This window comes from Oscillospiraceae bacterium MB24-C1, from assembly GCA_030913685.1.
Taxonomy (GTDB): Bacteria; Bacillota; Clostridia; order Oscillospirales; family Ruminococcaceae; genus Yanshouia.
The window spans coordinates 2074873-2099448 of sequence record CP133187.1 but is presented as its reverse complement, the minus strand read 5'-3'; the positions used below and the strand labels follow the sequence as shown (position 1 = coordinate 2099448).

Annotated in this window: 18 protein-coding genes; 4 read left to right on the top strand and 14 right to left on the bottom strand. The window is 50.1% G+C overall.

Annotated features, from left to right (window positions below; translation table 11 throughout):
* Positions 1–71 precede the first annotated feature (71 nt).
* The 7 genes from dnaK to gltX all read right to left on the bottom strand — a co-directional run bounded on the left by dnaK (position 72) and on the right by gltX (position 8001).
* Positions 72–1898, bottom strand: coding sequence for a molecular chaperone DnaK (gene dnaK / locus RBH76_10050; GenBank protein ID WMJ83065.1), 1827 nt, complete (start codon positions 1896–1898; stop codon positions 72–74).
* An 83-nt stretch (positions 1899–1981) separates the two neighbouring features.
* The gene (gene grpE, locus RBH76_10045) at positions 1982–2578 is read right to left on the bottom strand and encodes a nucleotide exchange factor GrpE (protein WMJ83064.1); all 597 of its coding nucleotides are present in this window, start codon (positions 2576–2578) and stop codon (positions 1982–1984) included.
* A gap of 49 nt (positions 2579–2627) precedes the next feature.
* A complete protein-coding gene (hrcA, locus tag RBH76_10040; GenBank protein WMJ83063.1) occupies positions 2628–3653 on the bottom strand; it encodes a heat-inducible transcriptional repressor HrcA in 1026 nt (341 codons plus the stop codon).
* Between the two features lie 274 nt (positions 3654–3927).
* Positions 3928–4950 carry a tryptophan--tRNA ligase gene (gene trpS, locus RBH76_10035; GenBank protein WMJ83062.1) on the bottom strand — a complete coding sequence of 341 codons (1023 nt, stop codon included), beginning with the start codon at positions 4948–4950 and terminating at the stop codon, positions 3928–3930.
* Between the two features lie 83 nt (positions 4951–5033).
* Positions 5034–6224 (bottom strand): PLP-dependent aminotransferase family protein, encoded by a 1191-nt coding sequence (locus RBH76_10030; GenBank protein ID WMJ83061.1) that lies wholly within the window; start codon positions 6222–6224, stop codon positions 5034–5036.
* A 17-nt stretch (positions 6225–6241) separates the two neighbouring features.
* Positions 6242–6505 carry a late competence development ComFB family protein gene (locus tag RBH76_10025; protein WMJ83060.1) on the bottom strand — a complete coding sequence of 88 codons (264 nt, stop codon included), beginning with the start codon at positions 6503–6505 and terminating at the stop codon, positions 6242–6244.
* 23 nt (positions 6506–6528) lie between these two features.
* Positions 6529–8001 (bottom strand): glutamate--tRNA ligase, encoded by a 1473-nt coding sequence (gene gltX / locus RBH76_10020; GenBank protein WMJ83059.1) that lies wholly within the window; start codon positions 7999–8001, stop codon positions 6529–6531.
* A 222-nt stretch (positions 8002–8223) separates the two neighbouring features.
* Between gltX and RBH76_10015 the strand changes: the two genes are divergently transcribed.
* Positions 8224–10512: a SpoIIE family protein phosphatase gene (locus RBH76_10015; GenBank protein WMJ83058.1), complete on the top strand. Its 2289-nt coding sequence runs from the start codon at positions 8224–8226 to the stop codon at positions 10510–10512.
* 211 nt (positions 10513–10723) lie between these two features.
* Here RBH76_10015 and RBH76_10010 read toward each other — a convergent pair whose 3' ends face one another.
* Positions 10724–12205 (bottom strand): DUF1846 domain-containing protein, encoded by a 1482-nt coding sequence (locus RBH76_10010; GenBank protein WMJ85224.1) that lies wholly within the window; start codon positions 12203–12205, stop codon positions 10724–10726.
* 199 nt (positions 12206–12404) lie between these two features.
* On the opposite strand from RBH76_10010, the gene RBH76_10005 reads away from it, so the two are divergent.
* On the top strand, positions 12405–13460 hold the full coding sequence (locus RBH76_10005; protein ID WMJ83057.1) for a hypothetical protein: 1056 nt from the start codon (positions 12405–12407) through the stop codon (positions 13458–13460).
* Positions 13461–13686: 226 nt separating this feature from the next.
* On the opposite strand, the gene alr is transcribed toward RBH76_10005, so the two are convergent.
* The 4 genes from alr to ablA form a co-directional block, all read right to left on the bottom strand.
* A complete protein-coding gene (alr, locus tag RBH76_10000; GenBank protein WMJ83056.1) occupies positions 13687–14856 on the bottom strand; it encodes an alanine racemase in 1170 nt (389 codons plus the stop codon).
* Between the two features lie 303 nt (positions 14857–15159).
* Positions 15160–16542: a glycine--tRNA ligase gene (locus tag RBH76_09995; protein WMJ83055.1), complete on the bottom strand. Its 1383-nt coding sequence runs from the start codon at positions 16540–16542 to the stop codon at positions 15160–15162.
* 182 nt (positions 16543–16724) lie between these two features.
* Positions 16725–17555 carry a putative beta-lysine N-acetyltransferase gene (gene ablB / locus RBH76_09990; protein ID WMJ83054.1) on the bottom strand — a complete coding sequence of 277 codons (831 nt, stop codon included), beginning with the start codon at positions 17553–17555 and terminating at the stop codon, positions 16725–16727.
* A gap of 1 nt (position 17556) precedes the next feature.
* Positions 17557–18867 carry a lysine 2,3-aminomutase gene (ablA, locus tag RBH76_09985; GenBank protein WMJ83053.1) on the bottom strand — a complete coding sequence of 437 codons (1311 nt, stop codon included), beginning with the start codon at positions 18865–18867 and terminating at the stop codon, positions 17557–17559.
* 580 nt (positions 18868–19447) lie between these two features.
* On the opposite strand from ablA, the gene RBH76_09980 reads away from it, so the two are divergent.
* On the top strand, positions 19448–21229 hold the full coding sequence (locus tag RBH76_09980; GenBank protein ID WMJ83052.1) for a DUF4153 domain-containing protein: 1782 nt from the start codon (positions 19448–19450) through the stop codon (positions 21227–21229).
* Positions 21230–21337: 108 nt separating this feature from the next.
* Here RBH76_09980 and RBH76_09975 read toward each other — a convergent pair whose 3' ends face one another.
* A complete protein-coding gene (locus tag RBH76_09975; GenBank protein WMJ83051.1) occupies positions 21338–22099 on the bottom strand; it encodes a DUF108 domain-containing protein in 762 nt (253 codons plus the stop codon).
* Between the two features lie 14 nt (positions 22100–22113).
* The gene (locus RBH76_09970) at positions 22114–23328 is read right to left on the bottom strand and encodes a pyridoxal phosphate-dependent aminotransferase (protein ID WMJ83050.1); all 1215 of its coding nucleotides are present in this window, start codon (positions 23326–23328) and stop codon (positions 22114–22116) included.
* 245 nt (positions 23329–23573) lie between these two features.
* Between RBH76_09970 and RBH76_09965 the strand changes: the two genes are divergently transcribed.
* Positions 23574–24515, top strand: a complete 942-nt coding sequence (locus RBH76_09965; GenBank protein ID WMJ83049.1) for a LysR family transcriptional regulator — start codon at positions 23574–23576, stop codon at positions 24513–24515.
* Positions 24516–24576 lie beyond the last annotated feature (61 nt).

Genomic DNA, 24576 nt, shown 5'->3' with positions numbered 1-24576 from the left:
ATGTGCAAACAGGGGTCAAGGCCCTTGGCGCAGCTCGGCGTCAAAGGCCTTTTCCTATATGCATTTTTTGCTTATTCGGCGTCCTTAAAATCGGCGTCAACAAAGTCAGCGTTCTGGCTGTCGCCCTGCGCGCCACCCGTGGGATCCTGCGCGGGCTGCTCAGCCTGTGCAGCCTTGTAGATCTTCTCAGACATTTCAGCAAACTTCTTGGAGAGCGACTCGGTGCCGGTTTTGATCAGCTCGTTGTCGGTGCCCTTGAGCGCCTCTTTCAACGCGTTGAGCTTCTGCTCAATTTCAGCCTTGTCGGCAGCATCAACCTTATCTCCCAGCTCGGAGAGCGCCTGTTCAGTCTGATAAACCAGCTGGTCGGCGTTGTTACGAATGTCAGCCTCATCACGGCGCTTCTTATCCTCTTCAGCGAACTGCTCGGCATCCTTAACAGCCTTCTCAATATCCTCCTTAGACATATTGGTGGAGGAGGAAATCGTGATGTTCTGCTCCTTGCCGGTGCCTTTATCCTTCGCCGTAACGTGCACAATGCCGTTAGCGTCGATATCGAAGGTTACCTCAATCTGGGGCATGCCGCGGCGGGCGGGCAGAATGCCATCGAGCTTAAAGAGACCCAGTGTCTTGTTGCCGGAAGCCATCTCGCGCTCACCCTGCAACACATGCACTTCGACCGAGGTCTGGTTGTCGGCGGCGGTAGAGAATATCTGGCTCTTCTTAGTTGGGATAGTGGTGTTGCGATCGATGATCTTGGTAAACACACCACCCATCGTCTCAATGCCCAGAGACAGCGGCGTCACGTCGAGCAGCAGCAGACCTTTAACATCGCCGCCAAGCACGCCACCCTGGATGGCAGCACCTACTGCAACACACTCGTCAGGGTTGATGCCCTTGAACGGCTCTTTCCCGACAAAGCTCTTTACAGCGTCAAGAACAGCGGGGATTCTCGACGACCCGCCAACCATGAGCACCTTGTCAATCTGACCGGTGGTGAGCCCCGAGTCGGAAAGCGCCTGCTTAACCGGGCCCATCGTAGCCGCAACAAGGTCGGCAGTCAGCTCGTTGAACTTCGCCCGGGTAATGCTCATATCCAAATGCTTCGGGCCGGTGGCATCGGCGGTGATGAATGGCAGGTTAACCTGTGCAGTCGTCACACCCGAAAGCTCGATCTTCGCTTTTTCGGCCGCTTCCTTCAGACGCTGCATCGCCATTTTATCCTGAGTGAGATCAATGCCGTTTTCCTTCTTGAAGGTCTCAGCCATATACTTGATCAGGCGATCGTCAAAGTCGTCGCCACCCAAGCTGTTGTTACCTGCGGTCGCCAGAACCTCCTGTACGCCGTCACCCATCTCGATGATCGAAACGTCGAAGGTACCGCCGCCAAGGTCATAAACCATGACCTTCTGGTCGTTTTCCTTATCAACGCCGTAGGCCAGTGCCGCGGCGGTCGGCTCGTTGATGATACGCTTGACATCCAGACCGGCGATGCGGCCCGCGTCCTTGGTCGCCTGGCGCTGTGCGTCAGTGAAGTATGCCGGAACGGTGATGACCGCCTCGGTGACTGTCTGCCCCAGATAGGCCTCGGCGTCGGTCTTGAGTTTCTGCAGGATCATTGCCGAAATTTCCTGGGGGGTATATTTCTTTCCGTCGATGGTTACGGTGTGATCCGAGCCCATCTTGCGCTTAATAGAGCTAATCGTTTTGTCAGGATTGGTGATTGCCTGGCGCTTTGCCACCTGGCCGACCATACGCTCGCCCGTTTTAGAAAACGCGACGACCGACGGCGTAGTTCTGCCGCCTTCGGCGTTTGTGATAACGACCGGTTCGCCGCCTTCCATGACGGATACACAAGAGTTTGTAGTTCCAAGGTCTATACCAATAATCTTACCCATAGTCATTTCCTCCTCAATATATCACAGACGATTCTATACAAAATTAATTATCTGAAACGGCTTACCGCCGTGCTCAAACCATTTTAGTTTGCAACCGTTACCATCGCATGGCGGATGATACGATCGCCCATTTGATAGCCCTTTTGGAAAACCTCGACCACCGTCTCGCTTCCGACACTGTCATCCTCGACATGCATCACCGCGTTGTAACGGTTGGGGTCAAAGGCGTCTCCAGACTCACCAAATTTTTCGATCTTCAGTTTAGAAAAGGCATCCATCAGCGACTGGTAGGTCAGCTCGGTACCCTTTTTATATTCAGCATCGGCACATTCAGCGGCCAGCGCCCGTTCAAAATTATCCGCAACCGTGAGAAACACGGTGGCGGCGGCGGCTGTTGCCTCAGGATAAATGGCGTCGCGCTCGCGCTGACTGCGCTTTCTAAAGTTGTCATATTCCGCCATTAACCGAAGATATTTATCATTTAACGCCGCATAATCGTCCTGCAGCTTTTCAAGCTCGGTTCTTTCGGGCGCCTTATCTTTAGCCTTTGTCTCGTTGGTTTTTTCTTGAGCCTTTGCCTCTGCGGTTACTTCTTTTTCAACCTTTTCTTTTTCGGCCGGCCCGGCGTTGTGCTCGATATTCTCTGCCTGCTGCGGCGTGACCTTCTCCTTGTCTGCCATGTGGTTTACCTCCGATTTTTGTTGTAATACTGTTATGTTATAAACAGTATCAGGCGTTATAAGTCTCGCTTAAAAGCTTGCCTAGTGTCTCTGCAAAATATTCCAGATGCGGTATTAATCCCGCGTAGTCCATTCGCGTTGGCCCAATGATGCCAATGGCACCCGCCGCGCTCTGTCCGATGTTATAACGCGCGATGATCACCGAGCTTTCGGCCAGCTGGCTCGTCGCCGATTCGTGACCGATCATAATCTGAACGGGCGTATCGTTTGAGCCGATTAAATCTAACATTTCCTTTCGGCGTTCGATAAAGCTCAGCAACTCATAAGCACCGGGTGTAAGCTCCGCATATTCCAACAGATTGGTAATGCCTTTCGTAAAATACTGCCCTTCGTTAATCTCACGTACCAAATCATAAAGCGCAGCAAAAACCGGCATAAATAGCCGTGCATATTCTCCTAAAGAGACGCTGACACCGCTGATATAGGATGCAGTAATTTCTTCAAGACTTCGCCCAACTAGCTGGGTGTCTGCAAAATTCACAAAAAAATCAACAATTGGTTGCGTGACGTTAAAATCTACCCGGCAGACCTTATTTTTAATAACACCTGATGAAGCGATAAGCAAAATGACCACCGTACGCGGCCCCGCGGGGATAATCTCAATGTGACGTACCGTTACGGTCGCGGGAATCATCGTAGTAGAAATAGTCGCCAGCCTCGTCACTTCGGCCAAAGCGACCGCAGCATCCTCTAATAACTGGTCGGGATCAGCGTTTCTGATGTTGAACAGTGCGTCAATCTCAGCGCGCTCGACAGCGGTCAGTGGACGGGTCTTCATCATTTCATCGATGTAAAGTCGATACCCCATATGGGTGGGCACCCTGCCAGAAGACGTATGGGGCTGCTCCAAATAACCTGCTTCCTCAAGCATAACCATATCGTTGCGGATAGTGGCGGAGGAAACGGCATTTTGCATCGCATGTGCTACAAATTTAGAGCCTACCGGTTCGCCCGTGCGGATGAACTGCTCAACAACCGCTTCAAGAATAAGCATCTTACGTTTATCCAATGCCATTGGTAAGCCCCCTTTTATTCGGGCGAAAATCGTCCTTAATCTGCTTGTTTAGCACTCTTGACACCTGAGTGCTAAATGTACTTTATCATTATCGCTCTCTATTGTCAAGTGCTTTCATAAATTATTTACATTGTTCGCAAATAATATGAAGAAGCTTGACTCCCTGATATTGGGCAACGTTCTCACATAAATCTTCAGACCATTAAAAGTGTCTTACGGCTAAAATACAAAAACGCCGCACCCCCTAGTTGAGGCGCAGCGTTTGTTGAAGCTATTACAGCGAAAATCCCATCTTTTTATAGACTTTATCTCGGGTACGCCGTGAAAAATGCATCGCCTTTTGTACGCCGTCGGTATAGCACCCCTCAAGATAAGCCTTGTCGGCTATCAGGCGGTCAAACTCCGCCTTAACAGGCGCCAACGTATCGGCCACCGTTTCTCCCACCGCCACCTTAAATTCGCCGTAGCCCTTACCATCAAACTCACGCATAATCTCCTCGTCGCTCTTTTTGGTGAACGCTGAGTAGATGGTCATGAGGTTTGCAATCCCCTCTTTGCCCTCGCCGCGATGGATACCGCTGCCCGAATCAGTAACAGCGCTTTTAAGCTTTTTGACGATGGTATCTCGGGGGTCAAGCACTGCAACATAAGACTTGGGATTGGGGTCGGACTTACTCATTTTCTTGGTCGGGTCGGTCAGTGCCATAATCTTTGCACCCGCTTTAGGGAACAGGCACTCCGGCATCGTAAACACATTGCCCATCACACCGTTGACGCGCTGGGCGATGTCACGGGTCAGCTCGACGTGCTGCCGCTGATCCTCACCCACCGGCACATAGTGTGCCTGATACAAGAGAATATCTGCCGCCATAAGCGTCGGATAGGTAAACAGTCCGGCATTGATGTTATCGGCGTAACGCGCCGATTTATCCTTAAACTGGGTCATACGCGAGAGCTCACCGAACTGGGTGTAGCAGTTGAGCGCCCACATCAGCTCGGTATGGTGTGGGTTGTGGCTCTGGATAAACACGATGCTACGCTGCGGATCGACGCCGCAAGCCAGCAGCATGGCATACGCCTCCAGCGTATTTCTACGCAGCGCGACGGGGTCCTGTCGCACAGTGGTGGCGTGTAGGTTGGCGACCATAAATAGGCAATTATAATTTTCCTGGATTTCGGCCCAATTTTTTACCGCGCCAAGATAATTTCCGATGGTTATAAGCCCTGAGGGCTGTATGCCCGAAAGCACAATTTTTTTCTTTTCAGAAACCTGTTGGGTGCTGATTTCTTCAGCCATGGGTCTCACCCTTTCTGTTTGGTTGCGTGATTTGGCAGCTGTTTATGGTAACAAAATTCATTCACCGCCGTAAAGTGGGCTTCTTATTTAAACCACTCGTGTGTCAGCTTACCCAAAATATCTACACCCTTTACGATCTGCTCATCGCTTGGGGTGGAATAATTCATTCTAAAGCCGTTGTTGGGCTTATCTCCGTCCACCATAAAGGCGACGCCCGGCACGCAGTAAACACCGCGCTTAATACCTTCCTGCACAAAGGGATAGGAATCCATGCCCTCAGGCAAGAACGCCATAACGAAAAGTCCGCCTTCCGGCCGGTTGAAAGACACAGAAGAATGGAACTTCTTCTCCATCTCGCCCAACATGATATCACATTTCCTGCGGTAAATTTCGCGGGTGTGGTCGATGTGCGCCTGATAATCGTGCTTTGTCATGTATTCGTTGACGATGTACTGGAACAAAACGGTGGAGTGTACGTCTGTACACTGCTTAGCAACTGTGAACCGGCTGGTGAGGGCTTTATTAAACACGATAAATCCCAAGCGGAAGGCCGGTGCCATTACCTTTGAAAAACTGCCGGCATAAACAACCCGGCCATCGGTATCCAGCGCCTTAATGGGCTTTTGGCTCTCCCCACTGAAACGCAACTCACTGTAAGGGTTATCTTCAAAGATCATGACGTCATACTTTTGGCACAGTTCAAAGACCTTTTTACGCTTTTGAGCCGACATGGTGATGCCGCTCGGGTTTTGAAAGCTGGGGATGGTATACAAAAAGCGTACGTTGTCGTTGGCTTTAAGCGCTTCTTCCAACTTATCGACATTAATGCCGTCGCTTTCTACCGGTACGCCAACCAACTTAGCCCCATAGGAGCGAAAGGTGTTCAAGCAGCCAACAAAGGCCGGCTCTTCGGTTAGAATGACGTCGCCGCGGTTAACCAGCACCTTGGTAGCAAGGTCGGCGGCCTGTTGCCCGCCGGAGACGATCAATAGTTCGTTTTCTTCAAAATCAATGCCTTCGACCTTAGCAAGATGCTTTTTCATCGTCTCGCGCAAGGGAGTGTAGCCCTCTGACAAGCCGTACTGCAACACCGAAACGGCATCCTCTTTAAACGCTTGGGCAGTTATTTTGGCAATGGCATCGACGGGGAACGACTCGGAAGAAGGATTACCGCCGCCAAATGCAATCATGTTGGGGTCCTTGGCCAGCTTAAAAAGTTCGCGAATAATGGAACCCTGAACACCATTCATGTTGTCGGAAATCGTGTATTGCATACAAACACTCCCTTTAATTATTCGTCATGGTGAGGCGACTCGTCTACGACTTTCATCGCAGCGGCTACCTGCCTGGTAATTTCGACTTCATTGATATTTTCAAGCTGCGTCATTTTTACAAAGAGCGCGCCTGCGTCGCTGACAACATATTTCGGCGGCAGATTGTTGAGTGCTAAGGCGATCACATCTTCGCGGCATCGCGCGCAGGTGCATCCTGTGTGGTTTTTCCAAAGTCTGTCAACTTTAGCTTCAACGAGCCTTTCCATCACATTGCGATACATAGCTGTCAAGGTCTCCTAACCGTTTATTTTACTGCCGCTTCAAGCTTTTTGATTCCGGCGTCAATACGTGAAAGTGCGTCGGTTTTGCCTATAGCGGCTGCAATCTCAATGCCGCCACCGGGAGTAAACTGCTTGCCGCTGACTGCAACGCGCAGCGGCCAGAGAATGATGCCATTTTTGCAACCTAATTTTTCGATGAGGGCAAATAACGTATCGTGAATGTTTGTAACGGTAAAGCTTTCTATACCCTCAAGAATCGGGCGAACCTGTTTTAGAGAATCCAGCGCCACTTCGGGGTTCGTTTTCATCTTTTTTGAGGTGTAAAGTGCGATGTCGTAGTCCGGTAGCGCGTCGATAAAATCAAGTTGCGGGGGAATATCGCCCAACACCTCACAGCGGGGGTGCAGCGCCTCGGCCAACAGCGCAAAGTCAACATCCTCACGCTTGACAGCCTGCTTCATCCACGGCAGTGCAACCTCTAAAAATTGCTCAGGCGACATGCGGCGAATATATTCGGCGTTGACGTAGTTAAGCTTGATAGGGTCAAAAATTGCCGGGGATTTTGAGACGTCGTAGATCGAAAAATCCTTTTTCATCTCGTCGAGCGTCATAATTTCCTGCCCGCTACGTGGGCTCCAGCCGAGCAGCGCAATATAGTTGAGCACTGCTTCTTTTAAATAGCCCTTGGCCACCAGATCCTGATAAGAGGCGTCACCATTGCGCTTTGAAAGCTTCTGAGTCGCATCCTTCATAACCGGCGGACAGTGCAGATATTTGGGGATCTCCCACCCGAACGCCTGATACAACAGATTATATTTAGGCGCAGAGGACAGATATTCGGTACCGCGAATAACGGTCGTGATGCCCATGAGATGATCATCCACAACATTTGCAAAGTTATAGGTGGGCATACCGTCGGCCTTGATCAGCACCTGGTCGTCCAACGTATTACACTCAACGGTGATACCCTCGCGGATTTCATCGTGAAAAGTGACGGTACCGCTGTCTGGAATGCGCTGACGGATAACATGCGGCACACCGGCCTTGAGCTTGTCCGCAATCTCTTCCTTGGAAAGCGACAGGCAGTGGCGGTCATATTTGGGGGCAATATTTGAAGCGCGCTGTAGCGTCTTCATTTCATCGAGACGCTCTTTGTCACAAAAACAGTAATACGCATCGCCCTGGTCGATGAGCTGCTGGGCATATTTCTCGTAGATGCTCTTTCTATCCGACTGGATATATGGTCCGACCGGTCCGCTTACGTCGGGGCCCTCATCCCAGACCAGCCCGGTCTCTTTGAGGGTCTGATAGATCACATCCATGGCACCTTCCACAAAGCGTTCTTGGTCGGTGTCTTCCACCCTGAGTATAAACACGCCGTTTTCATCGGCTTTGGCGGCAAGATAAGCATAGAGCGCCGTGCGCAGGTTGCCTACATGCATATATCCGGTGGGGCTGGGTGCAAAACGTGTGCGCGGATGGCTGTGGTCGATCATCGTGATTCCTCCATATTTGAAGCTTAATTTAAATCTAAGGATATTTCCATTTTATAGCCTTAACGATATTATATTAGGCTAGTCGCGCGGCATTGTCAAGAATCCCAATAAATTCACTTATTTACCGCTGTTTCTCTTATGCGAAACGACAGCTTTTTTTGGTGGACAAGCTTAAAATTAATTTTACAGTATTTTCCATCAAACCTATAAGGGGGCCATTCCATGTCTATTTCCGCCACCGCTTCTTCACGTCTGTTTGGCAGGCTGCGCGAGGCCACCGGACCGTTGGAGCAGATCGGCGCTGCCATAATCGGCTTTGTTATGAGCGGCGCTTCCATCATGCTCACCGCCGCCCCGTTTGGGGTGGCATGGGCGGGCGCTGCGCCGCCCGATCAGGCTATCGCCTCCGCCGTCGGAGCAACTCTCGGCTATCTGTTTTTGCTAAAAGGCAACGGCACGCTGCGTTATATGGCCTGCCTAGTACTTTTGTTGGCGCTGCGCTGGGCCTTTTCATTCATCTCAAAGGCACGCATGCACGTTTTTTCGCCTCTGCTCGCTTCGGCAACCATCGCCACCACCGGGTTGGCCATTGCTATTTCAGGGGATCGAAATCTCTATGGTTTTGTCATGGTTTTTTGTGAGACGGCCATTACCGCCACAGCTGGCATTTTGTTTGCAAAATCCTACCGCGCGCTGCGCGAGGGTACCGGCCTCACCCGAACAAACGGCGTCTGCACCGGCATCTGGCTGGCAGTAATTTATATGGGGCTAAGTGCCTTTACAGTGGCAGGGATCTCCCCCGCTCGCGTCTGTGCCCTAGCTGTCATTTTATGCTGCGGCTGCTTTGCCGGCTCGGGCTTTAGTGCCGCTGCCGCTGTCACGGCGGGCTTGGCCGCCGCCCTTGCAGGCGAGCCACAACTTTTGGCCGTATTTTGTGCAGGCGGATTAGCCGCAGGTATTTTTGCACCGCTCGGACGCCTTGGTGCCGCCGCCGCCATGACTGTCGCCGCAATGCTAGCGCTGATTGCACAAAACAACGCAGGTCCGGCAACAACATTGTTTATTGAGTGCATGTTGGCTGCGGCCATTCTGATGATCATACCAGCCTCGCTTCTGCGCCGGCTGGGGTTGGCTCGCGCCGCCGACTCGGCCGAAGGCGAAATGATACGGCGGGTGGTCATATCACAGCTTTCACGCACCCGTCATGCCCTGTGCGACATCGCTTCAGTCACCGGCCAAGTCTCAGAAAAACTTGACGCTTTAAACGGCGACCCCATTGAGTCGGTTCTGGCAAAGGCCTGTGCCAAGGTTTGTAAGAGCTGCAAAGATTCACCCCGATGCTGGCAGAGTAATTACGAGGAAACCGCCGATGCGCTAAACCATGTTTTTGCGGTGGCTCGTAGTGGCCACAAGGCAGTTATGGCAGATTTCCCAACACACTTCAAGTGCTTACACACCGAAAAGCTGCTGGCCGCCATCAACGATCAAACCGGCGGTTATTTAAACCGTCGCGCCGAAAAGCGGCACGCCGCGCAGTTGCGCAGCGTCTCTAGCGATCAGTTCAGCGGAATGGGGCTGCTGTTAGCTTCGCTGCAGGAACAGCTCAGCGAATATACCAGCGCGCCTGTAACCACTACCGACGCCATCTCCAAATATTTAGCCGCCAAAAACTGCGAAGCCGGGTCAATCTGCTGCTACCTTGACGCGCAGCAGCATGTCAGCCTTTTAATTGAACTACCGTTACATAAGGTGTCGCGCCTGCTACCGCCGGAGACAACCGCCGATCTGTCCGAGATTGTGTCACAGGAGCTTTCAGAGCCCGAAACGCTGTGCGAGGGTGCCATTGCCCGCCTGTTTTGGACAGCAAAAGCGCATTACGCGCTCGAAACAGCTTTTGTCCAGCGCGCCGCTAACCAAAATCGATTCTGCGGAGACAGCTGCAGCGTCATTACTCGTGCGCAGAGCCGCGCCGTGCTGCTGTTAAGCGATGGCATGGGGGTAGGCAGCCCCGCAGCAGTTGACGCCACTATGACCACCTCGCTTTTAGAGCGGCTCTTAAAGGCTGGCGCGGATTTTACCGCTGCGCTGCGCTTGGTCAACGCCGCCCTGCTTTCTGGCGGCGGAGAGGAGCGATTGTGTACCGTGGACGCTGCGCTATTGGATCTATACACCTGTCGGCTGGATATTTTTAAGGCGGGCGCAGCCCCGACCTTTATTCTGCGACAGGGCCGCTGTGCCAAGGTGGAATCGCCCTCGTTGCCCGCGGGCATTCTCAGCGGGGCCGAAGCTAAACACACAACGCTTTCACTATCCGAGGGGGACCTTATCATTATGATTTCAGACGGCCTGCTCGACTCGGGCGGCGACTGGATCTCTTCTCAGCTCATTGCGCTGGCAGACCGCCCATTGGAGCAGATGTGTGAGGAACTGCTCGAAACCGCGTCGGCAAGACGCATCACCGATCATGAGGACGACATGACGGTATTGGCTGCCCGGGTGATCGCCGCGTAATATAAAAACCTCCGCCCTGAAAAATTTCGGGCGGAGGTTTTTGTTTTGGACAAAGCTCCCAGCGCCCTCCATCTATAAAAGGGCGTAGGAGGGGACGTAAAAACTGCCTAGGACAGACTTTATAATACATGCCCCAATACCGCTTTGAGGCAGCATTTATACAATAGCGCCAGCTCTACGGCCGTCGGATGTTCCCGGCGGCTGTTGTTGCCTATTTAAAATACAAATCCTTGGTGGGGAACTGCGGTTCGCAGGTATAGTTGATGCCGAGCTTTAAAAACGTTGCGCCGTCAGCCTGTGTAATAATGTCTGAACAATGCGCATCGCAGCCGCGCAGCTTGGGCAGCTGCTTCATCGCCAGTTCGGCGGTGGGGTTGGTCGCAGCAGAAATAGAGAGCGCCTGCAACACTTCCTCCAGCTTTAATACCGGATAGCGCGAACCCAGCACCTCTTTTTTAAGCCGCACAATCGGCTCAAGCACGATCGGCGAGATCAGTAGAATTTCATCGGATAGCCCTGCCAAAAGCTTGATGGAATTGAGCACCACACTGGCGGTGTCATTCATCAGCTCGGAGGATTTTCCGGTGACGATCTGCCCGTCGGGCAGCTCAAGCGCCACCGCGCTTCTGCCGCTTTCCTGCGATTTTTTCACAGCAGGAGCAACGGTGCGCCTGTCCGTACTGCGCAGATCCAAGGAACTCATCAAGAACTCAATACGCTGACAGGCTTCAAGATCGCCCTCTCCCTTTTTATAGTCGCAACGCGCCTTGAAATAGCGACGAATAATTTCCTGAGAAGCCGCCTGACGCACCGCTTCGTCATCGGTGATGCAGCTACCGATCATATTGACACCCATATCGGTAGGCGAAGCATAAATATCCCCACCGATGATGCGATTAAGGATGGTTCGTACCACCGGAAACGCCTCAATATCACGGTTGTAATTGACAGTCGTCACGCCGTAAGCCGACAGGTGGAAGGGATCAATCATGTTGACGTCCTTTAGATCGGCCGTCGCCGCTTCATAGGCCACATTGACAGGGTGCTGTAGCGGCAGGTTCCACACGGGAAACGTCTCGTATTTGGCATAACCCGCCTTGACGCCGCGCTTTTGGTCGTGATAAAGCTGCGACAGGCAGGTGGCAAGTTTTCCGCTGCCTGGGCCAGGGGCGGTGACCACCACCAGTGGGCGGGAGGTTTCTACATAAGGGTTTGCGCCGTAGCCCTCGTCCGAGACGATGGTATCCACATCCGAAGGGTACCCTTTGGTCAGTGTGTGCACATACACCCTCTCGCCACGCATCTCCAGCTTTTTGCGAAAGACATCGGCGGCACTCTGCCCGGAATACTGCGTGATGAGTACCGAGCCGATATATAAATCCATGCGGCGCAGGCTGTCGATAAGGCGCAGCACATCCAAGTCATAGGTGATTCCCACATCTGAACGCACTTTATTCTTTTCAATCGCCGTCGCGCTAATGCAAAAAATAATTTCAGCCTGCTCTCGCAGTTCCCATAAAAGCTTCACCTTGCCATTTAAATCAAAACCGGGCAACACCCGGGCCGCATGAAAATCGTCAAACAACTTGCCTCCAAATTCAAGATACAACTTGCCGCCAAACCGTTCGACGCGTTCACGTATCTTTGCGCTCTGCTGCCTGATATAGGTTTCATTATTGAACCCCTGTCTTATCATCCTGTCAACATCCTTTTTAAATTCTTAATCAAACATTTATTTTAACACAGAATGTGCCTTCTTTCAATGAGAGTTGCTTTTATGGCAAAAATCTCAATGCAATGCTGGACTTTGCCGCTTTGCGAGGGTATAATAGTATAGCTTGTTTTTGATAATTATGATTAATAGCGGACGATTTAAGGAGGAAACAAAAAATATGACCATTAAAAAGCTGGCAGCGCTGGGTTTGGCGCTGGGTATGGCGGCTGTTTCTTTAGCCGGATGCGGCAGCAAGCAGGCGGAGATCGCAGCTACCTATAAAGATGGCTCTATTCCCGCGGGCATTTATATTTTCAACCAGGTAAACGCCATGAACGAGGCATATCAAAAGGTTGCCAATCCTTACGGTGATATTCTGTCGCAAGAAATCGACGGTGTAAAGGCCGAACAATGGATCAACAACCGCACGGTAGAGCTGGTTAAGACTTATGCGGCCGTCACCTCTGAGGCCACCCGTCTTAACATCACATTAGACGAAACGATTGCCTCCTCTATTAAACAGTCGCTCAACAAGACCTGGGGTACCGAGGGCGCCAGCCTTGAGAAGCTGGGCATTTCGTTGGCCTCCGCTGAAGCGATCGCCGTTAATTCTCAGCTCGCCAATCAGGTGTTTGAGGCCTATTATGGCGAGGGTGGAGAAAAGGCTGTGCCGGAATCTGAGCTAAAGACCTACTTTACCGACAATTACCGCCGTTCACTGATGCTGGTACTTTCTAAGCGTGATATTTTGACCGGCGAAACGCTGGACAGCGGTAAGCTTGACGAGCAGCAAAAGCTCTATGAAGCTTATAAAGCGCGCGTACAAGCTGGCGAACCGCTGTTCGATATTATCGTTGTAGAAAATGACCGAGCTCAGGCCGCGGCTGGAAACACCGAAGAGACGCCCCCGCTGGTCGAGTCGGAGCAGGAGCTGCTGGTAAACAAGGGCAACACCTCGTATCCACAGGCGCTGCTCGACCAAATCTTTACCTCTACAAAGCAGAACACCCCCGAGTTTTATGAGGACGACAACTATTATGTCATCTACGAGCTTCGCGACACGCTTGGCGATGGCACGGCGTTCACCAGCGCTAAAGCCTCACTGCTCAGTGCCTACAAAGGCGACGCCTTCCGCAGTGACATGATTGCGATGGCTGATACCCTCGACTTTAAACTGAACACCGGAGCAACCGACAAGTACAAAGTTTCAAAGATTTTAGACAGCAATAAGTAGTTTGACTACAATACTATTTCCCATTAAAAAACAAACTTATTCACGAGCGGATTTTTCGACCGGTACGGATGATGCCGGGTAGAAGCCCTCTTGAAAATATTGATTTTTAGCGGAAGATCAGTATAAGCCCGTGCCCCGCTTCAAGCATATTAAAAGCCCGTTTTCGTGCAGCACATGCACCTAAACGGGCTTTGTTATTCCTTTTATTGCGCCAAATAGAAGCGTATTACAAAATCGTCTCTATTTTATCATTGCGATAGTAAATCCTTTGCAGCCTTGACCCAAGGCGCGAAAGCACCTCGTGCATACACGACCCGTACTGCGCGCCGAGATCGTCGGCAGTCTGAATCAGGCCGCCGTCTTCGCCGATAATGGTAGCAGCATCGCCTATCTCAACCCCAGGGATATCGGTCACATCCACCATCATCTGATCCATACAGACGTTACCCAGCTGACGTGCCCACTTGCCGTGCAATATGACCCGACCCACGCGCGAAAGGTTGCGCGGGTAACCGTCGGCATATCCGATGGACAGCACCGCAACACGCAGCGGCTTTTCAGCCTTAAAGGTTCGGCTGTAGCTAACCGGCGTTCCGGGCTGAACATCGCGTAGTGAAATAACCGTGACTTTAAGTGCACTCATAATTTTTAAATCCCATTTGGGGATATGAGCGGCGGTGTTATAGCCCGCCATTGCCGCACCGCAACGCACCATGTCAAAATGCGCCTGTGGATATTTTTGTATGCCACCGGTATTGCACATGTGTAGCGTGCCAAGGTTACAACCTTGTTCACGCAGCGCAGCAATCACCTCGTTAAAACGCGTAATTTGCATATGGCAGTATTCATCCGCGCCCTCGCTGCCGTCATCCGCCGAAGAAAAGTGGCTGAACGTGCCGGCGGCCGAAAGGTTGGGCATTTGGTAGACCTTGACAATCTGTGCAATGTCCTGTGGTGTTTTACAGTCAAAGCCGGTACGGGTCATACCGGTGTCCAGCTTGACATGCATTTTGACAATCCCACCCGCCAGCCGCGCCTGTTCATCCAGCTCACAGGCATATTCAGGTGAGGCCACCGACTGGGTTAGATCATACTTCAATATCTCGCCAGTCAACTCCGGCGTTGTGTAAGCTAGTATCAGTATTTCGCCGGTGATGCCAGCCTCACGCAATTTAACCGCCTCTGAAAAGCAGGCCACACAAAACCGGGCAATCCCCTGATTCTGCTGCAGGTACTGGGCGATCGGCACGGCACCCTGCCCGTAGGCATCGGCTTTGACGACCGCCGAAATCTCACAGCCGGGCGCAAGATGCGCACGCAGCTGCGTTAAATTATATTGTAGGCGGTCCAAGTCAATTTCCAGCCACGCGCGGCGGGTTATCATAGATTGTCGCATCGCTCTTGAGTTACCCCTTCCAACAATTTCAGGCAGCCTCCGGATCTCTTTGCATCGCAACCGACTCCACCGGACATTACAAAATACGTATCATCGCATCTTGATGCACATTTGGCAGCTCGTTGGTGCAGTTTGTAGTCCGGAGACAAAAGTGGGGAATCGCGACCAAAAGGTGACCTTGATCATTGCCTGGGCTGCACAGATGCCCCAGCGGCGCGTCTTAAGTCCCCTTTTTTACCGATTCCCCCCGTTGCTTTGCCTGCTAATAGCTGATTTAAAACCAGCTATGATTAACATTTAAAATCAAAAGACCAGCTTGCCCTTGATATAATCCGAAACCTCGGCAATGGGCAAACGAACCTGCTCCATCGTGTCGCGATCACGGATAGTCACCGCGCCGTCGGTTTCCGACTCAAAGTCGTAGGTGATACAAAGCGGCGTTCCGATTTCGTCTTGGCGACGATAACGCTTTCCGATAGAGCCTGCCTCGTCAAAATCGATCATATAATCTTCCGAAAGACTGTTGTAGAGTTCCATTGCTTTTTCTGAAAGCTTTTTAGAAAGCGGCAGCACACAGGCTTTATACGGAGCCAGCGCCGGATGTAGCCGCAGCACGACGCGGGTGTCATTTTTCTCAGCATCGATGACTTCCTCATCATAGGCGTCGCACAAGAATGCCAGCGTAACGCGGTCGGCGCCCAGCGACGGCTCGATGACATAGGGTAGGTAGTGCTCGTTGGCTTCCTGATCAAAATAATCCATCGCCTTGCCGGAGGTATTCTGATGCTGGCTCAAGTCATAGTCGGTACGGTCGGCGATACCCCACAGTTCGCCCCAGCCAAACGGGAATAAGAACTCGAAGTCGGTGGTCGCCTTGGAATAGAACGACAGCTCTTCGGGTCCGTGGTCACGCAAGCGCAAATTCTCATTGGTCATGCCGAGATTCAACAGCCAATCGTGGCAAAATTTTCGCCAGTAGGCAAACCACTCGAGGTCGGTACCAGGCTTGCAGAAAAATTCCAGCTCCATCTGTTCAAACTCGCGAGTTCTGAAAATGAAGTTGCCGGGGGTAATCTCATTTCTAAAGCTTTTACCGATCTGACAGACGCCAAACGGCACCTTGCGGCGGGTGGTGCGTTGAATGTTTGAGAAGTTGACAAAGATACCCTGTGCCGTCTCGGGGCGGAGATAAACCTGGTTCTTCGCGTCCTCAGTTACGCCCTGGAACGTCTTAAACATCAGGTTGAAAGAGCGAATATCGGTGAAGTTGGTGCTGCCACATTCAGGACACTTAACATCCTTTTCTTCAACAAAAGCCTTCATGCGGTCAAATTCCCAACCCTCGGGCGAAACACCGGTCTGGTCTTCAATCAGCTTATCGGCACGATGGCGGGTTTTACAGTCACGGCAATCCATCAATGGGTCGGAAAAACCCCCCACATGCCCTGATGCCACCCACACCTGTGGGTTCATCAGAATGGCGGAGTCAAGTCCGACATTGTATGGCGACTGCTGTACAAATTTTTTCCACCATGCGCGTTTAATATTGTTTTTAAGTTCGACGCCCAGCGGACCGTAGTCCCATGTGTTGGCCAGACCACCGTAGATCTCAGAGCCGGAATAAACAAAGCCGCGCCCCTTCGCCAGGGCTACGATCTTTTCCATGTTTTTATCGCTGTTGTTCATTGCACTTCCTCCAAGTGTTCTTTGACATTACACTTTAGTTTAGCTTTTTCGGTGCCATCCGTCAAGCAAAACAGTGCAAAAAACGGGTTGATTGGAAGAAACTCCGGCTCTTGTTCAACCTTATTCTGAACAAACAGGACTGCCCCTACAAAAAGCTGATAAAGCCTTAGCTGATAACGCTATTATAGTGCTTTATACCACACGTTCATACTTTCAATTTCGCCGGAAATATCTGTATTGTTAAAAAGTGTACCGGCAAAGGTGTAGCGGTTTTTGGCAAAGGTTATGTTCATGCCATAGGACATGCTACGGGCAATGGTGTAGGCCGTCTTTATGCCACGGCGACACATTTCCTGCTCCATCTGAGTGAGCAAAAACGAGGCAAAGCCCTTGGCACGATAGGCGTCAAGCGTTGCAAAGTCGGTCATCTCAACGTTTTTGTGGGCCACATCCATCTCGCAAGAGGATGCAGCAACTAAACGCACTCCTTCCCAAACACCAAAATACACAATATGACTGGCCATGGTCTCTTTTAAATAACCTGCGTCAAATATTGGGAAAGGATAGCTTTTAAATACTGCTTTGTACAGCGTTGCAAGCTCCTCGGTATCTTTTGGCGTTAAAACAGCGTGAGAAAAGCCGTTAGGCAAATCTGGCGCATCAAGCTTGGGTGCAATCATTGCTGTGCGGATTATCTGAGTAATTGTTTGATGGTCTGCACGCTCTTTTCGCCTTGGGTCGGGATAGTGTGCCATGAAGATGGCATCCTCACTGCCGTCATAAAAGTTCGGCACAGATGCTTCTACCGTATAACCCCTGTTCTCAAAGCCCTGTCTGGCCCAGGTGGGCACCTTAACAAAAACCTTTGAGTAATTATTTTGTACAACCAAATCGTCAATCTGGTCGATAATGTCGGGAAAATCCGATTTTGAAAGTTTCATCAGATAAACCCTGTCGTTTGCTTTGCCATGCTGAATCTCAGATTGTCCGATACGAATCATTGTATCCGCCATATTACTGCCCCAATCTTGTGTGCTGTTCCAGCTGATTTTTACGCCGTTTAAGCCTGGTATTATTCTCGGGGATAAGCGTTATAGCCTCATCATAATCCGAGAGTAACTTGCTGATGCCAATGGCTTTATTCTCCTGCCGTTCGCCTAGATCAAACTGTAAATCGCAGCTGTCACAAGAGCGGTTGCAGGCCACTGAGCGATAGGAATCCGGCTCATGATAGGTGGTAATAATGCCCTCATAATTACGCAGCACTACCTTGTTATCCGACCACGAAATCAAATAATTTGGCATGATCGGAATTTTCCCTCCGCCGCCGGGTGCATCAATTACATAGGTCGGTACGGCAAATCCACTGGTGTGTCCCAGTAAATTTTCGATAATCTCAATGCCCTTACCCACCGAGGTTCTAAAGTGTGTCAACCCCTCCGACAGGTCGCACTGATAGAGGTAGTAAGGCCGCACCCGATTTGCCACCAGCATTTGTACCAGCTTTTTCATGATGATAGGACAGTCGTTTACCCCCGCCAGCAGCACCGACTGGTTGCCCAGAGGGACACCGGCATCAGCCAGTTTAGCCAGCGCTTTTTTAGAGGACTTCGTAATTTCATAAGGGTGGTTGAAATGGGTGTTCAGCCAGACCGGGTGATGCTTTTTAAGGATTTTTACCAAATCGTTGGTGATGCGGTAAGGCAGTACGACGGGCATGCGGCTGCCGATTCTGATCACCTCGACATGCGGTATTTTACGCAATTCGGTCAAAATCCAGTCAAGATGCTCATCTGAGAGCATCAGCGGATCCCCGCCAGAAAGCAATACATCACGCACACGAGGCGTGTCTTTAATATATTCAATCGCCTTGGCTATGGCCTGACGGTCAGGAATGAAGTCGATGTCCCCTACTTTGCGCTTCCGGGTGCAATGACGACAATACATAGAGCAAATATTGCTCACCTGCAGCAGCACCCTATCGGGATAGCGATGGGTCAGATAGGGCACAGGACTGTCCCTATCCTCAGCCAACGGATCCGACATTTCGTGTTTTTTAATAATCAGTTCGCTCGGGTTTGGGAAGCTCTGCTTGTAAATAGGGTCGTTTTTATAATCCTGTGTATCGATCAAGGACATGTAATACGGGGTAATTGAAAGCGGAAATTTTTCCAAAGTTTCTTTAAGCGTCGCCTTCTCCTCCGCTTGAAAATTTACGCCGAGTAGTTTTTCGAAGGTATCAATATCTTTGATCCGATGTTCCAGTTGCCATTTCCAGTCGTTCCATTGCTCATCTAGCACCTTTAAGTTTATCCTTCTTGCCATTTTATGCTCCTCTCTGTCTTGTTTTGTCGAAACGTATATTGACTCAGCTCAGGTGCATAATATGCAAATTTTGCGCAGCACCCAAGACCGCTTCAGCCCTTGTCTAATCTATGTATTATCTCTAAAACATATTAACTATATGCCTTTATTTTATAATTTTTACATTATTTTGTCAAACAGAACGCCGGGGCAACCTCTCATTGCTACACAATTTTTCCACTTGTTGTTGTATCAATTTTCAACTGTAGATAGCGCTATAAACGTCATATCTACCCCAGATATTTTAAATATAGTAAATCGTCCGGCTAATGCATATCGGCTTGACAACGGGAAAAATTACATGGTAAAGTTTAAATTACTACGAATTACGCTGCCCCTTGCCAGTACAAAATTATATACTTTTGGTATTTGTAAAAAATAAACAATTCCACAGGAGTTTATATCATTTATTTCGTAAGGCGTTTGTGATTTTCAACTTTATAAGCCACCCTTTTTTTGGTATTGTCAAAGCACCCGTTTTAACCGCTCTCAATTGGGGCGGCTATATACACACTTTTAGTTGGGCAAAAGGAGAACATCCATGAAAAAGCTTTTTAGATTATCCGAAAAAATAACCGGTCTGACCTCAGCAGCAACGCGTTACCCTGCCACCACGGTGTTTTTACTACTAGCAGCCGCCACAAATGCTTATGCTTTGATCGCCGACAAAACCTATGACAAGGTATTTATGGCATGCATCGTTGGCGCCGCATTATCTGCTGTGTCACAGGCGTCATATGAACGTTTTTTCCAAAATTCACTTATTCGGTTGCTGTTAGGGTTAACAAGCGCGGCGTTGGCGGGGGGATATTATCTTTTAGTTCGCTCACGCCCAGATTACAATACCGAAAACAACATAAGAACATCCGTACTCATCTTTGCATTGATTTTTGCTTATATGCTGGCGCCCGTCATCAAGAGCCGCATCAGCTTTAACGAAAGTTTTATGGCCGCTTTTAAGGCTTTGTTTCAGTCCATATTATATGCGGCTGTTATTTTTATAGGGTGCAGCTTGATTATTGCCGCTTTTGATACGTTGATTGCTCCCATTGGCTCCGACACCTATCTGCACATGGCCAACCTGGTATTTGTACTGTTTGCGCCGGTGTTTTTTCTATCGCTTATTCCAGTTTATCCAGGCAGGTTCAGCCTGAGCAGCAGCGCGACCCCCGCAGCCTTTGCGCGGGAGGAAAATATCGCGCGTGCGGCTTCTTGTCCCAAATTTTTAGAAATCTTGATTTCTTATATCATTATTCCATTGGCGGAAATTTTTACTGTTATTCTTGTTCTTTATATTTCCTTAAACATCAGCGGTGATTTTTGGCGCAACAACCTGTTGGAACCGCTGCTTATTTCATACGCTATTGTGGTTATGCTGATTCTTTTTCTTTCCGCTCGACTCGAAAACCATATGGCGCTCTGGTTTCGTAAGATCTTCCCCAAAGTGCTTGTTCCCATTGTAGTGTTTCAGCTTTTTGCTTCGACTTTCATTATGCGCGATACTGGCGTAACGCATCCTCGCTATTTTGTGATTCTATTTGGTGTTTTTGCCGCCTGCGCCGGTATAATCCTAAGCCTTTTTCCCATTAAAAAAACCGGCATTGTTGCGGCTTTGCTCATTGCTTTTTCATTTGTGTCAATCATGCCGCCGGTTGACGCATTCACCATCAGTCGGCTAAGCCAGCGCCAGCGTCTTGAAACGGTGCTGTCTCAAAACGGTATGCTGCAAAATAACGCCCTCCTTCCAAACGCGAATATTCCTGAGGGCGACAAGGAAAAAATCACTTCATCGATGGAATATTTGTACCAGATAAATGCTGCCAAAACATTAACTTGGTTGCCAAGCTCGTTTGATTATTACGCCGACTTTGAAAGCACATTCGGCTTTAACCGGTACGGCATCTCCGGGAAACCTAACCGGTATATCAATGTGTTTCTTTCACCCAAGGTGCCTATTGACATTACCGGTTATCAACTACTCGCCCGCGCCTCGGTAAGTGCTGACGGAGTAGGTCGCGAGACGATCAGCACCTTCCAGCGCAACGACCAAGGCTACACGCTGGCCAAAACCTTACGCGACGACCAGTCTCACATTATTCTCACAAAAGCCACGAGCGAAGAGCTTATCGCCTTTAACACTGCTGAAGTATTCTCCCGGTACAAGGAGTTTGACGAGAATAAATCGGCGCTTTCGACAGAACAAGCGACTTTTACAGTCGAGAACGATCGCGCCAAACTCACCCTTGTGGTGCAGAATGCTACCATCAATAACGATTCGTCTTACCACCACGCCGAATTTTATATTATGGTTGGCCTCAAGTAGTAGGCCGAAAAAGCAAACCGCCTGAAAGCTTTTTAGGATAAAAGAGCGTGAGCCCCAACTTTAAGTTGGGGCTCACGCTCTTTTACTATATAAAATTTACGGAGCTAATTAAACAAATCTGAACAGACCGCCCTGACCCAGCACACGCGCCAGACTTGCACAGGCGGAATAGGGGGTATATTTTCCGGTGACGCCCCCTGTGGAGAAGCTGCTGACTTCAAGGCAGAAATGGATGCCGTCACCTTTGACGTCAATGACATGGGTGTTGGTATTCACCGCCGGGTCAGAGATAACGAGCGAACGGGTGCGGTCAAAACCGATTCCAGCCAGCGCAACCGTCGCGTGGACATTGACGTTGCGGGGATAGAGCGCGCAGGCTTCGCGGGTGCTGCATTCGCAGACAACGGTACGCTCGGTGTCGTCGCGGCCCAAGCTCTTAGGGCTCTTAGTCGTCACAATCGAAACTTCGGATAGCAATGTGTTGCCGTCTACAATGCCGTCAACGCCGAGAATGGCACCGTGGGGCAGATAAATTTTACGCCCATATTTCTCCGCCATTTCCTTGGCATGGCGCTCAAATTCTGCATCAGAAAAAGCTGTAACCGAAAAAATCATGACGTCGCAGTGCTTTATGATGCCGTCAAAATTAGCCTTGAGGACATTGGCAGTAGCGCTTTCCACCACAAGATCAGTCTTTTCCAGCAATGCCTCATCCTGCTCGGTCACTACTGGAAACGCCTTTCCCTCGGCCGAAAAATCCAGCGCCTGTACAAATGAAACCGAAACGCCCTCAAACTTCTTTAAGCTTTCAAGCATGGTGCCGCCAATTTTGCCGCACCCCAAGAATCCGATATTTTTGTATTGTGCCATCATTTTTTCCTCCTTTATGCGCGGTAGCGCTCAATCATGGTTACAATGCGGTGCGCCGCAGCAACCGCAGCTTTATGATCCTGTGAGAAATTCATGCGGAAACTCGACGTAAACTGAGGACCGAACTCAACGCCAGGTGTTACTATCACAGCGGCTTGCGCACGCAACAACTTGACAAATTGCAGCATGGTCACCTCAAGCTTAGGGATAGTGACAAACACATAGCTGCCGGCTTCGGTGGCACGCAATGAGCAGCCCGGGCAAGCTCTGAAAATTTTGGCCAGATCGTCACGAATTGCTTGGTGCTGTCGCACCCGGTCGCTCATCCAGCCCTCGGGTTCTGCAAACCAATCTTTGAACACCGCTTGGCTATAACCGCCCGCGCGCAGCGAGACGATGGCCTGCAGCTTTTCCATACGGGTGATTATGTCTGCGGAACCGTAAGCTACACCGAGACGGTAACCACTTAACGACTCGGTCTTGGACGGCCCGATGATGGTGACAAGCTTTTCAGGACGTTCGGGCAGTGCGCGCAAATGCGTGTACGGCAGCGTGTCCGAGAATATTTGACGGCTGTAAAGCTCGTCGGCGATTACAGAAACATCATATTGCTTAGCCAAGCGGCCAATAGCCGCCACCTCGTCCGGGGAATAGATCACGCCGGTGGGGTTGTTGGGATTCGAGAATAAAAAGACCTTTGCGCCGTTTTTAAAGGCAGCCTCCAGTTCAGCAAGATCAAGCCCCGAATAATGCTCGACATCGTTATAGTGAATCTGTACCGGCAGCAGCTCGCCATCAAAAAACTCCACTAGTTTGCGGTTGGCAAAATAGTCGGGCTCAATAATGGCAACTTTATCGCCCCTTCCCACAAGTGCGCCCATCGCCAAAAACAGCGCACCCTGCGTACCAGGCGTAAGAATGATTTCGCTGTCGGCGTCGACCGGTGCTCCAGAAAAATCCGCGAGCTTTCTGGCTAAATCTATTCTCAGTTCGGCCTTACCACGATACTCGGTGTAGGCCTGTTTGCCGCCAACTTTGACACCCTGGATAAACGTCTCAAGCGTTCCGGGAATCGGCGTAAAAGCATCGACATCGCCATGAGAAAAATCCACCGGTGTACCGGTAAGATTCTCCCCCTTGGCAGGTAGCGTCTCCTGTTTTTGTCTTGTCTCCTGCCCAGGGGCCGTATCCACCCCAAGCTTTTTAAACTTTTCAGTGATATAATCCATTACTCTAGTCCTCCTTCAGGTGTACGAGTAAACTCCTTACAAATATCATTTTAGCAAAAGGCGGCGACGCTGTAAAATTCCAAAAACGACATAACAACATGACGAATTTGGAATACCTAGACCTTTTAAAGAAAGGCAAAGGATAAAGGCGCAAGCCGGCGTCACTATTTCAAAATCGCGCCACAAGTTGCGAACACTATCAAAAAAGAGTAGAATAGAGCCAGAAATCAATGGAGGAAGAGCACATGCTGCGAGATATGGAATACGTCTACGCCGTTTATCAGGAATTGAGTTTTTCTAAGGCGGCTCAACGGCTGTTTATTACGCAGCCCGCATTGAGTAACAAAATTAAAAAAATTGAATTGCAAATACGTATGCCACTTTTTGACCGCAGCACGACGCCCATTAGCCTTACTGCCGCCGGGCGGGCCTATATTAATGCCGCTGAAAAGATAATGGCTATCGAAAAAGATCTTGAGCTGCAGCTAGCTGAGCTGTCGATCAACCACTCCGGCAGCATCAGTGTCGGCGGAGCAGCCTTTTTTTGCGCACATGTACTGCCTGAACTTTCGTCTTTATTTCAGGAGCGATACCCCAATTGCACCGTCAATATTTTAGAGGGTAACACCGGCGACCTTACCCAATGCCTTCAAACGGGGGTTGTCGATTTTATTCTGGATGTTGACCCCATGGACAGCAATACCTTCATCGGCCAACCGATGGGCGAGGAACATATTTTGCTGGCGGTGCCCGCTCAAATTGCCATAAACGAACAGCTTAAAAGCTATCGTCTCACCTTTGAGGAGGTACGAGACGGCCGTTTTTATGATGAAAACTGCCCCAAAACGGATTTGGGCTGTTTTAAACACCAGGATTTTCTGTTGCTGAAAAAGGGCAACGACATGCACCAGCGCGCCTCTAAAATGTGCCGAAATGCAGGTTTTTCACCAAATGTTAAAATGTATCTGGATCAGATGCTCACCTCTTATTATGTCGCTTCAAACGGATTTGGCGTAACCTTTATTCGAAACGCGATCACCCATTACGTTGAACCGACCGACAAGCTTTTCTTCTACAAAATAGACGACCCCAACGTGGTTCGCGGCATTACACTCTATTATAAAAAGGACACGCATCTCTCACCCGCCGCACGCGATTTTGCGCGCTTTATGCAACAGATTAAATAGCGATTCGACATTGGCGCGTATCTTTCATATCCGTAAAATCAACCGATAAAAGGATATGAAC

Excerpts from the sequence above, each read along its gene's own strand:
- dnaK (WMJ83065.1), bottom strand. The coding sequence starts at position 1,898 with ATGGGTAAGATTATTGGTATAGACCTTGGAACTACAAACTCTTGTGTA.
- grpE (WMJ83064.1), bottom strand. The coding sequence starts at position 2,578 with ATGGCAGACAAGGAGAAGGTCACGCCGCAGCAGGCAGAGAATATCGAG.
- hrcA (WMJ83063.1), bottom strand. The coding sequence starts at position 3,653 with ATGGCATTGGATAAACGTAAGATGCTTATTCTTGAAGCGGTTGTTGAG.
- trpS (WMJ83062.1), bottom strand. The coding sequence starts at position 4,950 with ATGGCTGAAGAAATCAGCACCCAACAGGTTTCTGAAAAGAAAAAAATT.
- RBH76_10030 (WMJ83061.1), bottom strand. The coding sequence starts at position 6,224 with ATGCAATACACGATTTCCGACAACATGAATGGTGTTCAGGGTTCCATT.
- RBH76_10025 (WMJ83060.1), bottom strand. The coding sequence starts at position 6,505 with ATGTATCGCAATGTGATGGAAAGGCTCGTTGAAGCTAAAGTTGACAGA.
- gltX (WMJ83059.1), bottom strand. The coding sequence starts at position 8,001 with ATGATCGACCACAGCCATCCGCGCACACGTTTTGCACCCAGCCCCACC.
- RBH76_10015 (WMJ83058.1), top strand. The coding sequence starts at position 8,224 with ATGTCTATTTCCGCCACCGCTTCTTCACGTCTGTTTGGCAGGCTGCGC.
- RBH76_10005 (WMJ83057.1), top strand. The coding sequence starts at position 12,405 with ATGACCATTAAAAAGCTGGCAGCGCTGGGTTTGGCGCTGGGTATGGCG.
- alr (WMJ83056.1), bottom strand. The coding sequence starts at position 14,856 with ATGCGACAATCTATGATAACCCGCCGCGCGTGGCTGGAAATTGACTTG.
- RBH76_09995 (WMJ83055.1), bottom strand. The coding sequence starts at position 16,542 with ATGAACAACAGCGATAAAAACATGGAAAAGATCGTAGCCCTGGCGAAG.
- ablB (WMJ83054.1), bottom strand. The coding sequence starts at position 17,555 with ATGGCGGATACAATGATTCGTATCGGACAATCTGAGATTCAGCATGGC.
- ablA (WMJ83053.1), bottom strand. The coding sequence starts at position 18,867 with ATGGCAAGAAGGATAAACTTAAAGGTGCTAGATGAGCAATGGAACGAC.
- RBH76_09980 (WMJ83052.1), top strand. The coding sequence starts at position 19,448 with ATGAAAAAGCTTTTTAGATTATCCGAAAAAATAACCGGTCTGACCTCA.
- RBH76_09975 (WMJ83051.1), bottom strand. The coding sequence starts at position 22,099 with ATGGCACAATACAAAAATATCGGATTCTTGGGGTGCGGCAAAATTGGC.
- RBH76_09970 (WMJ83050.1), bottom strand. The coding sequence starts at position 23,328 with ATGGATTATATCACTGAAAAGTTTAAAAAGCTTGGGGTGGATACGGCC.
- RBH76_09965 (WMJ83049.1), top strand. The coding sequence starts at position 23,574 with ATGCTGCGAGATATGGAATACGTCTACGCCGTTTATCAGGAATTGAGT.